The sequence below is a fragment of the Shewanella subflava genome (assembly GCF_025971955.1).
In the GTDB taxonomy this organism is placed as follows: domain Bacteria; phylum Pseudomonadota; class Gammaproteobacteria; order Enterobacterales; family Shewanellaceae; genus Shewanella; species Shewanella subflava.
Window position 1 is genome coordinate 58,824 of record NZ_JAPDMX010000001.1, and the last position, 13,707, is coordinate 72,530.

Genomic DNA, 13,707 nt, shown 5'->3' on the forward strand with positions numbered 1-13,707 from the left:
TTTTATTGTAATGTAAATCGTAAGGCTTATTGTCTGCTTACGTTTTCAGCCTGTGTTTTACCCAGTGATCTCGCTGCGTAAATATTTAAACAACTCTTTGGCTGATTTTGACTCAGGGCCTTTAGTCAGTTCTTTGTTTGCTTGACGAATTAATTGGCGTAGCTTTTGACGATCAAGCTGTGGATTTTCATCCAGCAACGATTGGATCTCAGTGTCGCCATTCGCTAATAAGCGATCCCGCATTTTTTCAAATTTTTGCAGTTGAGCCGCTTCATTGTTGTTTTTATTCAGAACCTTATCAAGTGCAGCTTCAATCGGTGCATGATCAAAACCACGCATTAATTTACCGATATACTGCAAATGACGGCGATACGCTTCCGTTTTTTGCTTAATCAATTTGCTTTTTAAAACGGCGTCGTACAAAAACTCATCAAGTTCCATTTTGTCGAGTTGGCTTTTACTTAACGCCACTAAACGCATACCTAAAGCCTGCGCTTCTTCGCTTTCTTTTTTAAATCCAGTACGGCTGACGTATTCGTCATCGTTGTCATAGGGTTGCTGAAAGTGCTCAGAATCACCAACAATTTTCATAATGTTAAACCTCAAATAAATATCTGCTAATGATAGCATTTATTTTGCGGATGTATCTGGTAAAAAAGACATTGAAAACGTGTTGTTATCAATCGGGAAATGAATTTGCTATGCTAATGCTAATTTAGGCCATTTAAGAGATTATTTGTGACTTCTCATCAAGCACCTTCAGCCACTATCGACAGTGAATTACCGGCATTAAAACACGCGGTCAGCGTTGCACTTGAATATGCAAAACAGCTAGGTTCTAGCGCCGCCGAAGTAGCAATCAGTAAGCAGCAGGGACTTTCGGTTTCTACCCGAAATAAAGAAGTGGAAACGGTGGAGTTTAATAAAGATGGTGCACTGGGTATTACGGTGTACCGTGATGGTCGTAAAGGCAATTCATCGACATCAGATTTAAGCCCTGAAGCCATTCGACAAGCTGTGAAAGCCGCTGATGATATTGCCAAATATACCTCTGAAGACCCATTCAGCGGACTTGCCGATAAAGCATTGATGGCAAAAGATATTCGTGATTTAGACTTGTATCACCCGCAAATATTAACCGCCGAAGAATTAGCTGAAATTGCGATTCGTTCGGAAGATGCTTGTTTGCAAAGTGATAGCCGTATTAAAAGCTCTGATGGTGCAACAGCGAATGCGCACACCAGCGCGAAAGTTTACGGTAATAGTCATGGTTTTTTAAATGGTTATTGCAGCTCACGCTACAGCTTAAGTTGTGTGGCGATAGGTGAAGAGTCTGATGGTAATATGCAGCGTGATTATGATTATACCGTTGCCCGTAAATTCCAAGACTTATTAAGCCCTGAAGCGGTAGGCAAACAAGCAGCCCATAAAACCTTAAGCCGCTTAGATGCGCGTAAAATTGCTACGGCAAAAATGCCAGTATTATTTGCCCCTGAAATCGCCACAGGCTTAATGGGTCACTTAATTGGCGCCATTAGCGGCAGTAGTTTGTACCGTAAATCGAGTTTTTTATTGGATTCGATTAACACGCAGATTTTTCCTGATTGGTTCAGTATTGAAGAGCAACCTCATCTTTTAGGCGCTTTAGCCTCAGCCAATTACGACAGTGAAGGCGTAGCAACCCAAAGCCGTAAAATCATTGATAATGGTGCATTAGCCACTTACTTACTTACCAGCTACTCGGCGCGTAAATTAGGGTTAACCAATACGGGCCATGCAGGCGGCATTTATAACTGGACGCTAAGTCACAGTAACCAAACCTTTGATGAATTGATTAAAGCAATGGGAACCGGCTTGATTGTGACCGAAGTGATGGGCCAAGGGGTAAACGGGGTGACAGGAGATTACTCTCGGGGGGCAGCAGGTTTCTATGTTGAAAATGGTCAGGTGTTATATCCGGTAGAAGAGATCACTATCGCGGGTAACTTAAAAGACATGTTTATGGGCATTCAAGGTGTGGGTAAAGATCGTGATTTACGCTCATCGATTCGGACCGGTGGCATTTTACTCAGTGAAATGAAAATAGCCGGTAATTAACCGTAGCATTAGCTGGTCTCTGCGACTAAGAGTAAAAGTGATGTAAATGAAACAGGGGTAAGTGAATGCTTACCCCTGTTTAATTTGATTGATTGCTAACTGTTTATTCTATTGAAAACTCATAGCGTGAAATATGGTGGTAAATGGCATTGGGGGTTAACCAAGCATTACCCGGTAAGTCAGGCTGGTTAGGTGAGTCAGGCAGCATTTGAGGCTCGATACACACAGCTTGGTGGTTTGCGAACACTTGCTGTTTTTTACCCACTACGCCTTCTAAAAAGTTAGCACCGTATAACTGCACCCCAGGTTGGTTAGTATAAACCGTCATCTTCACGCCATTTTGAGTGCTTGAAATCGCGCCAAAACGTTGTAAATCACCGTCTTTGTTATCCATGACAAAACAATGATCAAACCCATGGGTTGCGGCTAACTCAGGTCGCTGTGTTTGCACAGCCATAGGCGTAGTAGCAGCTAAATCTAAATCAGTGCCCGCGGTGGCAACCATCGCGGTGGGGACACCGACATCATTCATGGTGAGATAATGTTTTGCATCTACTTGAACTTGGTGCGTAGTATTGCTCACTCCGCCATCTAAATTGAAGTAACTGTGTTGAGTTAAGCTGACAGGGCAGGCTTTGTCAGTTGTAGCGAGTATTTCAACATACAGGTTATTACCCACTAAACGATAATCTAGCTGCACTTTACAATTGCCTGGAAATCCCATATCGCCATCAGGGCTTTGCAGCGTTAAGCGCACACCATCGCTGGTGGTGCCTAATTGCCAGTGTTTGCGATTAAAACCTTCTTTGCCGCCGTGTAAGCAATTGGTGGCTTGGTTAATACTCAATTGGTAATCCACACCATCGTAAGACAGTTTACCGTTTGCGATACGATTGGCATAACGACCCGCGATAGCGCCTAGGTGAGCTGACTGCGCTAAATAGTCGGCGATATTGTCACAACCTAAAACCACATTCTGACGTTCGCCATGCTTGGTTGGCACCCACAACGACCGTATGATGCCACCTAAACTTAACACTTCCATGGCGATAGTGCCGTTATCTAAACGTATGCGTTCGACTACTTCACCACGGGGATCTTGCCAAGATTCAAGCACACTAAAACGTACCATTGAGGCCTCTCTGGTTGTATTGTTAAGGTTCGGGATTACCTATGTTATTGTGTTTTTATTTACTTATTCTGCCCGCGCCAGCACTGGCTGAGCACAATAATATACGAGGTTCTAACCCCGTTTTATGGGTATATTCTTGTTCAACTAAATTAATCACATCATCGGTAAGTTCATGCTCAATCAGCGCAAGAACACAGCCATCACTCATGCGTACACCGCCACGTTCGCCAATATGCTGAGCAATCATTGATACTAGGATATCGACTTCAGGGGCAATGACTTCAAAATCATCACGTAACGACAGATGTGATTGGGTCATCAACTGGCTAAAACGGGCGATATTATTTTGCTGCAGCGCTCTGGCTGCATTGCTTGTGCGGGTGTTTTCGGTGATCACATGCCGAGCACGTCTAAATTGTTCTGCCGATAAGGTGTCTCTTTGTTGTTCTAAATAGCTTAATGATAAATCCCGTAACGAATCTAACCCAAGCAACTGAGTAATAAGCGCACATTCTTTTTTACGCTCTTCAAATTGCATCATAAAGGCTTTACGGTTGATGTTAGGGTCAATCACAACCATGCTGAGATCTTCAGGGATCAAAATCGCTTCGCTTTCTAATTCTAAGCAATCAATTAATAGTGCATGGTCTTCTTCGGCTAACGCGCTGATCATTTGATCCATAATGCCGCAATCAAGACACATATATTGGCTTTCGCCACGTTGGGCCAATAATGCAATGGCCGAAGGGGATAAATGTAATTGGCTGGCATAGCTAATAGCAGTGCCAAAAGCGATTTCTAACGCGGCAGATGAAGATAACCCTGCACCCAATGGCACGTTACCCACAATCGCCAAATCGAGCCCTTTGGCTTGCAGCCCCGACAAATGCATTGCCGCGGTGACGCCTTTTAAATAGTTTGCCCAATCATCATTAGAAGAAACTGAGCCTTCTTCGCCGAATTTCCATTGTTTAATTTGCCCCGGAAAGGCATCTGTTACCGCACGAAATAAATTGTCCTCACGGTGTTTAACCGCAATCACAGTATGAAAATTAATGGCGGCAGGCAGGACCAATCCTTCATTGTAATCGGTATGTTCGCCAATAATATTGACTCGGCCTGGAGCCTGGTATAAATCATCCGCTTTTGTGCCAAAAGTTTGCACGAATAATTTGGTTGCCCGTTGCGCTGGGTTAGACATACTTCGAAAATTTCCAACAGAAAGTGTTCAGGTGATTACTTTGATTTATATCACGACTCAGTGGCAACTGTAACTGAGATTTTTTTAACTAACGGCAAATTGAAAATACGCTGACAGAAACAAAAACGCCTCGATATTTTTCGAGGCGTTTTTAATTAACAATCACTTAGTGCTATTCGGTGTGATGTTGAGATTAAACCTATGATGTCGATGCAGAGGCACTGGCTGCTTTAGTCTCGCTAGCCACTTTATCGGCACGATTAACTTGCTCTTGGTTTTCATCTAACAGTTCATAAATAACATGGTCAACAAAACCCGCACCCGCCGCTTCGTATAGGTTGTAAGCGGTATCAACCCCAGCGGCCTTTAATGCATCGGCATCTTCAGAGTATTGCACTATGGCACTGATTTTACCTTCGTAGTTCAGCTTCTTAAGTTGCTCTACGGCAAATAAGTTACCCACATGATGTGGAATCGCCAGTAGGACTAGCTCCAGATTGGGCGCACGTTCTAGTTTTTCCCAAAAGTCAGTGTCGCCCGCATCGCCTTGCACCACATTACGGCCTTGGGCGCGATGAAAATCGACTAACTCTTGTTTATGTTCAATCCCTAAAATCTCGCCATCAAAACGCAAACGAAGTTCGTCATATGCACCACTACCAATACGCCCCATACCGAAGATCAAAAAGCGAGGATTACCTATTTTAATTTGACGATCTTCAGGGTGCAGTGGGTGTTTTTCCATTTTGACTAAATGGCGTTGAAAGCGTTGATAAATCTTATTCACGCTGGTGTTAAGTGGCGCTGCAAACAAAAAGCTAATACTTAATGCGACCGCAATAATAATTAACCATGATGCGGGTAACCAACCTTTATGTGCAGCAACGGCCGCAACAATCAAACCAAACTCACTGTAGTTACCTAAGTTGAACGAGGCTAGCAGTGAGGTACGTGAACGTAACTTAAAGCGTGTTAGCAAGTAGATAAACATGACAATTTTTACCGGCACTAACAAGACTAAAATGCCCGCTAAACCTATGTCTGACCAAGTCGGTAAACCATTGAGACCAATAGTGAGGAAGAAGGCGACAAGGAAGAGTTCTTTAAAGTAATACATCGACTTTGCTAACTCAGACGATTTTGCGTGTCCGGCAAGTAAAATACCAATAATCAATGCCCCTAAATCTGGCTTTAAGCCTACCGCCTCAAATAACCAAGCGCCAACCACTAATGCCATCACTAGGCCAAACAACACTAGCATTTCACTGTGACCAACGCGGTCGAATACCTTGTAAATAAGGGGGCGAGTAAATGGCAGTAATAATAATCCCAGCGCCCAAATGGATGGGATATCACCTTTAGATATAGTTAAAAACACCACGGCAAAGATATCTTGCATAATTAAGATACCAATAGCCACGCGGCCATATAGCGACTTCATGTCACCATTATCTTCAATCACTTTTACTGCGAATACGGTACTGGAAAAACTCAGCGCAAAAGAAATCAGCAATAACTGATTTAGGCTATAACCTTCCAGTTGCTCTAGTCCCGCCATGCCCAATAGCTTTAAAACGGGGATAAAAAATAGGATAGAACCGACTAAGTGAATGCTTGATGTGGCCAATACCTCGGCTTTGAATAAACTTTTTAAATCCAGTTTTAATCCAATTGAAAACAGTAAAAGAGTGACACCTAAATCAGCAAGTTGCTTTAATAAAGGTAAACTTGAGTCTTCAATGCCAAATGTGAATAAAACGAATCCTGCGCCTAAGTAGCCAATAAGTGGCGGTAAACCGACTTTACTCACAAGTAGGCCGCAAAGTAAGGTGATAATTAAGATTGCCGGTTCCATAGCACTCCATATTTAGCGATAAATGAAAGATAGCTAACATTGTATAAGAAAAATCGCCGAAGGGGGATTTTTCATCTCAATATAAAATAACGACTTGGATTAAAATAGATGCCTTAAAATACAAAACAAGCGACTTTGTAGAAAAAGCCGCTTGTTTTCATTGAGTAAAGTATTCGCTAAATGACTATTTTAAGAGTAAGTCTAAGTGTTCTGCGAAGTCTTTAGGTCCCATAAAGCCTGTTACACGCAAATCATCACGTATAGCGCCATTTTTATCGAACATTAATAATGTCGGTAAGCCTAATACCCCGTAATGCTCAAGTAACTCGATATCAATCGCATCACTTTTGGTGACATCAGCTTGCAGTATTACCATTTGATTCATGCGTTCAAGTACCGCGCTATCGGCAAAGGTAATCGCCTCAAACTCTTTACAGGCGACACACCAGTCAGCGTACAGATCTAACATGACAGTTTTGCCACTGATGCTGGCTTTATCAAGTTCAGTCTCTAAATCTGCTAATGATTTAATCTTGATAAAGTGATGGGCTTCAGCTTTGGCTGTGCCATTGCTGGCCGATTGGCTTATTCCCGGGGTTTGGAAGCCAAAGTGGCTCATGACTGCTTGAAAACCGTAAGAGAAACTAGCCAGTAAGGCCAGTAACAACAAGACACTGCGCACTGTTTGTTTCCAGTTGAATTGGGTAAGTTTATTTTGGTGCATTAAGTAACCCACCAAGCTCACGCCCCAAATTGCCCAAAGCACATCAGACACTAACCCTACCCAAATACGGCCAATCATCATGATAGAAACAGAGATTAACAAGAAGCCGAAGATGGTTTTAATAATATCCATCCACGCACCCGCACGAGGCAGAATTTTACCGCCAGAGGTCCCTAATACTAATAGCGGCACGCCCATACCCATACTTAATACGTACAGCGCTAAGAAGCCTTGTAACAGGTCGCCACTTTGCGCCACATAAATAAGTGCACCTGAAAGTGGCGCAGTTGTGCACGGTGACGCCACTAATCCCGAAATCACCCCCATTAAAAACACACCAATTAAATTGCCGCCTTTTTGGTTGTTCGATAGCGAGTTCATTTTTTCTTGCCACTTTGAGGGCAGTTTTAAATCGTACATGCCAAACATCGACAAGCTTAATAGTACAAACATCACCGCGAGGAAGATTAAAATTGCTGGGTGTTGTAACGCCGCTTGAAATTTCATGCCCGCACTGGCAACCACAAGGCCAAGTAACGAGTAGGTAATGGCCATACCTTGCACATAAGCCATCGATAGCGTGAAAGCTTTTGCCGTTGATAGTTTTTGCCCTTGGCCGACAATGATCCCGGATAAAATGGGATACATAGGGAACACGCAAGGGGTTAATGCCAAACCAATACCTAAGCCAAAAAAGATAACTAAAGTCCATAATAGACTGTCGTTTTGCAGCATTTGGCTTAAGGTATCTTGTTGGGTGATGGGTGCTGTTGAGGGGGCGGTATCGTCAGAATCGGTTGCTTGTGGTGCGCCGATAACTTTTTTAGCCTGGGCTACTTTGCCATCATTGGCGGCGACTTGCGATAAAATGACATCGCGAGTGGTAGGCGGATAACACAGTGTGCCTTCAGCACAGCCCATAAAGGTCACTTTAAAGGTCGCTTCGTTGCTGGCTTCTTTAATACCAACTGGGATCTCTACAAATGAGTAAAAGACTTCCTGCTCACCAAAATATTCATCGGTATGGGATTTTCCTCGGGGCAGATTGATATCACCAATCACCGCGCCGTCAGCGGCAAAGGTCAATTTGTCACGGTACATGTAGTAACCGTCGGCAATCACCCAGCTGATTTTTAATTGATTGCCTTGCTGTTTAAAATCGAATGAGAAAGCCTCATTTACAGGTAAAAGTTCAGGTTCACTGCTTAAAAAGTTAAATTTACTTTTGCTAAATACCCCTTCACTTTGCGCCATAGGAGCAATAGCAATAGCGGATACTAGCAGTAAAGATGTTAAAACAAAGGCGAATATTTTTTTCATAATGTAGTGGTTTCTTTTATCCATGTTAAATAAGGCGCAAGCCCATTAATAATAGGTGTTGCGATTAACTCTGGTACTTCATAGGGATGTAATTGGATCACCATTTGTTCAATTGCACTGTAATGTAAGCTAAGACATTTAATTTGCAATTGTACTTCTTGCGACTGACACACTTGGTTATCCCAATAATAAACTGACTCAACAGTTGAGCTAATTTGCACACAAGCCGCCAATTTGGCATCCACCAATGCACGCGCAATTTTGTCAGCAGTGCTTTTATCAGGACAGGTTGAAAAAATCAGTAAAAAGTCTGCAGTCATTGTATATCTTCTAAACTTAACGTTAGCTTAAGCTAAAATGGTCACTATTGGGCTACTTTACGGTTTTTAGATGCAGATTTCACTGTTATGTTTAAGATCCGTGAAGTCTCTTGAAAATAGACCGTATAATCCCCATATAGTTTTCATCAATACTCGATTATTTTGTTAATTAATGCTGATAGTCACTGCTTAACCGAGGTTTACATGTTTTTGATTTTATTATTAGTGTTCATTATTGTGCCTGCGCTGGAACTGTCGGTATTAATTCAAGTAGGTGATGCCTTGGGCGTATGGCCAACAATCGGACTGGTCTTCTTCACTGCTATCGTTGGGGTATCACTGGTAAGAAGCCAGGGATTACACACATTGATGACGGTACAACAAAAGCTGGCACGCGGTGAAGCACCCGGGCAAGAAATTGTGGAAGGTATGATGTTAGCCGCTGCAGGTGTGTTGTTATTGATTCCAGGTTTTGTGACTGATGCGTTAGGGCTATTGTTACTGACCCCTTTAACCCGTGCACCCATTGCCGCCTTTATGTATAAGCGCATGCAGCTAAGAGTAGTGGCAAATGGCGGTTTTAAGCCAGGGTTTGGACCACAAGGGCCGTTTAATCAGGGGCCATTTGGACAAAATCCGTTTGACCCGACTCGTGGTCAAGACAGCAACACCTTTGAAGGCGATTTTGAACATAAAGACGACCCAAGCCAAAAGCGACCTGAAAGCCATCAAATCGATAACCAGCAAAATGATGAGCGCAAATAACTGAACAAATCCTGCTAACCAAACAAAGCCAGCTAGTTGCTGGCTTTGTTGTTTTGCAGCGGGCGATGCGCCCGTTGCCCTTTATGGAGCAGTCTTTGTTGCCATAACATAAGCGGTAATGATGCTGGTTAGCCAATTGGCGACAAATAGCCAGGTTACCCAAGTGCTTATTTGTGCCATATCGCCATCAGGCACCTGAGTAATCTGCGCGTAAATGGCGCTGTATTCTAATGCCACTTCACCGGCTAAAATTTTATCGGCAATCACCTGCGCCCGTTCAATGGCAAAGTTCATCATTACCGCCAAACACACAAAAGACACCGCCATAAACCCCACACCTTGCCATTTTTTACCTAACCACATTTGGCCACTGCCGGGGCAAATAAGGGCAGACATTAATGCCGCTTTTAATGGTCGTTTGATTGATGGTGGCTGATTTGATTTTGGAGTGTTTTGGATAGCCATAGCATGCCTATTCAGTGATGTTGCTGATGATTACTCGACCATAACGGCTGTCGTGTGCTTGTGTTTAACGGGCTCAGTTATCTTAGTGGCTAAAATATAGCAAGCTAAGCCCATAATGGTATTGGTAATGGGTAGTGCCAGCATCAAGCCTTTTACCCCACCAATGTACGAGCCTAATGCCGCCAAGGGAAGCATTAACAGCATTAAGCGACATAAATTAATGACCAATGAACTCATTGGGCGGTGGTATGCATTTAAGCTGGTGGCAAAAATAATTACAATGCCGAGTGGGCCATAGGCGGCAGGTAAGGCAATAATATAAAATGTCAGCCAATCAATCACTAGCGGGTCATTGGAAAATTGCTCGGCAATTGGGTGGGCAAAAAAGTACATCGGAATATAAAGCAAGGTTTGAAACACCATCACAAATTTCAGTGATGTTAATAATGCATCCTTGGCTCGCACATGTTGACCCGCACCTAAATTTTGCGCAATAAACGGCATTAAGCTCGAAGATAACGCCATAACAACCAATAACAACACCGACTCTAACCGCATGCCCGCCCCAAAAGCGGCCACACCCGCGTGGTCAATTCTGGCAAGCATGGCCATTAAAATTCCGTTGGCGATTGGGTTTATCACATTCATTAACGCGGCGGGTCTGGCGATGTGAGCTAAGGCGCGCCAATGGGTCACCATACGATCTTTTACCAAACTGGCACTGTGCAGCAGTTTGCGTTTAAAAATTAGCAATCGTCCCGCTAATGCTAAGGCGATTATCCACGATAACATGGTGGCAATGGCTGCGCCTTGTACTTCTAATCGTGGAAATGGGCCTAAACCAAAAATCAGCAATGGGTCTAAAACCAAATTAACAATCGCGGCAAGCATCATAATTTTCGCCGGAGAGCGGGTATCGCCTGTGGCCCGTAATGCTTGATTACCTACCATCAACAGCACCAGCGCAGGTGCGCCAAAATACCACCACATCATATAGTCATGAATGTAAGGTAGGCTGTGTTTATTCGCCCCTAAAAGACTAAATAATGGCTCAATCAACACACCACCCAACACACACAGTAGGGTAATAATGGCAAATGTCAGCACTAAGGTGTCAAATAAAAACAGCTTGGCCTGCTGTGCCTGCCCTGAGCCGATTAATCGCCCCAAGTTAGTGGACACTCCCGCGCCAATACCAATACCAATACTGGTAATCACTAAGGTAATCGGAAAGGTAAAGCTCACCGCAGCTAAGGCTTCAGTGCCTAACTGGCTGATAAAATAGATATCCACTAAGCTGCCGCCCAGAATGGTGAGAATACCAATCAGGTTAGGAAGGGTCATGTTAAACAGCACACGACCTATTGGCGCAGTAAGCAACCCGTGTTTATCTTTCATGGAAGCGTCGATTTGCAATATTAAGGAGGCGAATTCTATCAGGCTTTGGCTCGGTTTAATAAAATAGACATAAAAATTCTGTAGTTTTTTTATGGTTTGCCCTTGGAAGTGTGATGTGTCACCCCCATATAACTTCCATCAAAGGTAAAAGCCTTTTCCATAAAACCGCCTCGATTTTTGGGCATCAAATCATTAGGAGAGTTCATAGATGAATATTCGTCCATTACATGACCGAGTTATTGTTAAGCGTTTAGAAGTTGAATCGACTTCAGCGGGTGGCATCGTGCTGACAGGCAGTGCAGCTGAAAAATCAACTCGTGGCGAAATTCTTGCAGTAGGCAACGGTCGCATTTTAGAAAATGGCACAGTTAAACCACTAGACGTAAAAGTGGGTGATGTTGTGATCTTCAACGAAGGTTATGGCGTTAAAAAAGAGAAAATTGACGGTGAAGAAGTATTAATCCTGTCAGAAGCTGACCTGATGGCTGTTGTAGGCTAAGCCTCCAGTATCATTAGACGGTCCACTTAAACTATTAATTTAAAGGAACATCAAGACATGGCAGCAAAAGAAGTATTATTTGGTAATGACGCACGTGTAAAAATGCTTGCGGGCGTTAACATTCTAGCCAATGCAGTTAAAGTTACTTTAGGCCCTAAAGGCCGTAACGTTGTACTAGACAAAAGCTTTGGCGCACCGTTAATCACTAAAGATGGTGTCTCAGTTGCTAAAGAAATCGAACTGACTGACAAGTTTGAAAACATGGGCGCACAAATGGTGAAAGAAGTTGCTTCTAAAGCCAATGATGCCGCCGGTGACGGTACCACTACTGCAACCGTATTAGCGCAATCTATTGTTGTTGAAGGTCTAAAAGCCGTTGCAGCGGGCATGAACCCAATGGATCTTAAGCGCGGTATCGACAAAGCCGTTATCGCAGCCGTTGCTGAACTTAAGCTACTTTCTCAAGAATGTGCCGACACTAAAGCGATTGCGCAAGTGGGTACTATTTCTGCTAACTCTGATGAGTCAATCGGCGAAATCATTGCTACTGCAATGGAAAAAGTCGGTAAAGAAGGCGTGATCACCGTTGAAGAAGGCCAAGCGCTTGAAAACGAATTAGACGTTGTTGAAGGTATGCAGTTTGACCGTGGTTACTTATCACCATACTTCATCAACAAGCCAGAAACTGGCAGCGTTGAATTAGACAGCCCATTCGTTTTATTAGTTGACAAAAAAGTCTCTAACATCCGTGAATTACTGCCAATTCTTGAAGGTCTAGCAAAAACAGGTAAGCCATTGCTTATCGTTGCAGAAGACGTTGAAGGCGAAGCATTAGCAACGTTAGTGGTTAACAACATGCGTGGCATCGTTAAAGTGGCCGCGGTTAAAGCACCAGGTTTTGGTGACCGTCGTAAAGCGATGTTACAAGACGTTGCTATCTTAACTGGCGGTACTGTTATCGCAGAAGAAATCGGTCTAGAGCTTGAAAAAGCGACTCTAGAAGATTTAGGCACAGCCAAGCGCGTTATCATCACTAAAGATAACACTACCATTATTGATGGTAACGGTGACCAAACACAAATCTCTGGTCGTGTTAGCCAAATCAAACAACAAATTGAAGAATCAACTTCAGACTACGACAAAGAAAAACTACAAGAGCGTATGGCTAAATTAGCTGGCGGTGTTGCAGTAATTAAAGTTGGCGCAGCAACAGAAGTTGAAATGAAAGAGAAAAAAGCCCGCGTAGAAGATGCATTACATGCGACTCGCGCAGCGGTTGAAGAAGGTGTTGTTGCTGGTGGTGGTGTGGCACTGGTTCGCGTAGCAAGCAAAATCAAAGACCTTGAAGTGCTTAACGAAGACCAAAAACACGGTGTGGTCATCGCATTACGTGCTATGGAAGCGCCATTACGTCAAATCGCCACTAACGCAGGTCAAGAAGCGTCAGTTGTTGCTAACACTGTGAAAAACGGCACAGGTAACTACGGTTACAACGCCGGTAATGACACCTACGGTGACATGTTAGAAATGGGTATCCTAGACCCAACTAAAGTGACCCGTAGCGCATTACAGTTTGCTGCATCAATTGCAGGTCTAATGATCACCACCGAAGCGATGATTGGTGAAGTACCACAAGAGTCTGCGCCAGATATGGGCGGCATGGGTGGTATGGGCGGCATGGGCGGCATGGGCATGTAATTTACTGGTTTAAATGGGTTATCGCTGCGTTACTTTGCAGCTCGTGTAGAAAACGCTACACGTCGCGACAGAAAGCCTTGCTCTAAGCCCATTTATCCTGCGTAAATGCTCTGTTGGTCTCTAGCCTAAAAGCTTAGACACTAAAAAATTGAAAGCCCCGATACCTTACGGAATCGGGGCTTTTTGTTATTCTGCACATTTGTTTAAAGATATTGTCTTGCAGCCGAAGCCTT

12 protein-coding genes are annotated in these 13,707 nt (G+C 43.5%); 4 read left to right on the plus strand and 8 right to left on the minus strand.

Features of this window, described 5'->3' with window-relative positions; translation table 11 throughout:
• Positions 1-57 precede the first annotated feature (57 nt).
• The gene (yjgA, locus tag OHT75_RS00240; RefSeq protein WP_264724344.1) at positions 58-591 is read right to left on the minus strand and encodes a ribosome biogenesis factor YjgA; all 534 of its coding nucleotides are present in this window, start codon (positions 589-591) and stop codon (positions 58-60) included.
• Between the two features lie 147 nt (positions 592-738).
• On the opposite strand from yjgA, the gene pmbA reads away from it, so the two are divergent.
• Positions 739-2,097 (plus strand): metalloprotease PmbA, encoded by a 1,359-nt coding sequence (gene pmbA / locus OHT75_RS00245; RefSeq protein ID WP_264724345.1) that lies wholly within the window; start codon positions 739-741, stop codon positions 2,095-2,097.
• A gap of 103 nt (positions 2,098-2,200) precedes the next feature.
• On the opposite strand, the gene OHT75_RS00250 is transcribed toward pmbA, so the two are convergent.
• From OHT75_RS00250 to cutA, 5 genes are all read right to left on the minus strand, one after another.
• Positions 2,201-3,229, minus strand: coding sequence for an aldose epimerase family protein (locus OHT75_RS00250; protein WP_264724346.1), 1,029 nt, complete (start codon positions 3,227-3,229; stop codon positions 2,201-2,203).
• 55 nt (positions 3,230-3,284) lie between these two features.
• Complete coding sequence (gene galK / locus OHT75_RS00255; protein ID WP_264724347.1) at positions 3,285-4,430, minus strand: galactokinase; 1,146 nt, start codon at positions 4,428-4,430, stop codon at positions 3,285-3,287.
• A 199-nt stretch (positions 4,431-4,629) separates the two neighbouring features.
• Positions 4,630-6,285 carry a cation:proton antiporter family protein gene (locus OHT75_RS00260; protein WP_264724348.1) on the minus strand — a complete coding sequence of 552 codons (1,656 nt, stop codon included), beginning with the start codon at positions 6,283-6,285 and terminating at the stop codon, positions 4,630-4,632.
• Positions 6,286-6,469: 184 nt separating this feature from the next.
• A complete protein-coding gene (locus OHT75_RS00265) occupies positions 6,470-8,329 on the minus strand; it encodes a protein-disulfide reductase DsbD (protein WP_264724350.1) in 1,860 nt (619 codons plus the stop codon).
• Positions 8,326-8,649, minus strand: coding sequence for a divalent-cation tolerance protein CutA (gene cutA / locus OHT75_RS00270; RefSeq protein WP_264724351.1), 324 nt, complete (start codon positions 8,647-8,649; stop codon positions 8,326-8,328). The genes OHT75_RS00265 and cutA overlap by 4 nt, the downstream gene beginning before the upstream one ends.
• 204 nt (positions 8,650-8,853) lie before the next feature.
• Here cutA and OHT75_RS00275 point away from each other — a divergent pair, with 204 nt between their 5' ends.
• Positions 8,854-9,414: an FxsA family protein gene (locus OHT75_RS00275; RefSeq protein WP_264724352.1), complete on the plus strand. Its 561-nt coding sequence runs from the start codon at positions 8,854-8,856 to the stop codon at positions 9,412-9,414.
• Between the two features lie 81 nt (positions 9,415-9,495).
• Here the strand turns inward: OHT75_RS00275 and OHT75_RS00280 are convergent, their stop codons facing one another.
• On the minus strand, positions 9,496-9,879 hold the full coding sequence (locus OHT75_RS00280; protein WP_264724353.1) for a hypothetical protein: 384 nt from the start codon (positions 9,877-9,879) through the stop codon (positions 9,496-9,498).
• Between the two features lie 30 nt (positions 9,880-9,909).
• On the minus strand, positions 9,910-11,277 hold the full coding sequence (locus tag OHT75_RS00285) for an MATE family efflux transporter (RefSeq protein WP_264724354.1): 1,368 nt from the start codon (positions 11,275-11,277) through the stop codon (positions 9,910-9,912).
• Between the two features lie 208 nt (positions 11,278-11,485).
• Between OHT75_RS00285 and OHT75_RS00290 the strand changes: the two genes are divergently transcribed.
• Entirely contained in the window at positions 11,486-11,776 is a 291-nt protein-coding gene (locus OHT75_RS00290; protein ID WP_188842565.1) for a co-chaperone GroES, read from the plus strand.
• A 57-nt stretch (positions 11,777-11,833) separates the two neighbouring features.
• Positions 11,834-13,474 (plus strand): chaperonin GroEL, encoded by a 1,641-nt coding sequence (groL, locus tag OHT75_RS00295; protein ID WP_264724355.1) that lies wholly within the window; start codon positions 11,834-11,836, stop codon positions 13,472-13,474.
• Positions 13,475-13,707: the final 233 nt, after the last annotated feature.

What these genes read in the sequence shown, in the direction of transcription:
- yjgA (WP_264724344.1), bottom strand. Translation starts at nt 591, where the DNA reads ATGAAAATTGTTGGTGATTCTGAGCACTTTCAGCAACCCTATGACAAC.
- OHT75_RS00250 (WP_264724346.1), bottom strand. Translation starts at nt 3,229, where the DNA reads ATGGTACGTTTTAGTGTGCTTGAATCTTGGCAAGATCCCCGTGGTGAA.
- galK (WP_264724347.1), bottom strand. Translation starts at nt 4,430, where the DNA reads ATGTCTAACCCAGCGCAACGGGCAACCAAATTATTCGTGCAAACTTTT.
- OHT75_RS00260 (WP_264724348.1), bottom strand. Translation starts at nt 6,285, where the DNA reads ATGGAACCGGCAATCTTAATTATCACCTTACTTTGCGGCCTACTTGTG.
- OHT75_RS00265 (WP_264724350.1), bottom strand. Translation starts at nt 8,329, where the DNA reads ATGAAAAAAATATTCGCCTTTGTTTTAACATCTTTACTGCTAGTATCC.
- cutA (WP_264724351.1), bottom strand. Translation starts at nt 8,649, where the DNA reads ATGACTGCAGACTTTTTACTGATTTTTTCAACCTGTCCTGATAAAAGC.
- OHT75_RS00275 (WP_264724352.1), top strand. Translation starts at nt 8,854, where the DNA reads ATGTTTTTGATTTTATTATTAGTGTTCATTATTGTGCCTGCGCTGGAA.
- OHT75_RS00280 (WP_264724353.1), bottom strand. Translation starts at nt 9,879, where the DNA reads ATGGCTATCCAAAACACTCCAAAATCAAATCAGCCACCATCAATCAAA.
- OHT75_RS00285 (WP_264724354.1), bottom strand. Translation starts at nt 11,277, where the DNA reads ATGAAAGATAAACACGGGTTGCTTACTGCGCCAATAGGTCGTGTGCTG.
- OHT75_RS00290 (WP_188842565.1), top strand. Translation starts at nt 11,486, where the DNA reads ATGAATATTCGTCCATTACATGACCGAGTTATTGTTAAGCGTTTAGAA.
- groL (WP_264724355.1), top strand. Translation starts at nt 11,834, where the DNA reads ATGGCAGCAAAAGAAGTATTATTTGGTAATGACGCACGTGTAAAAATG.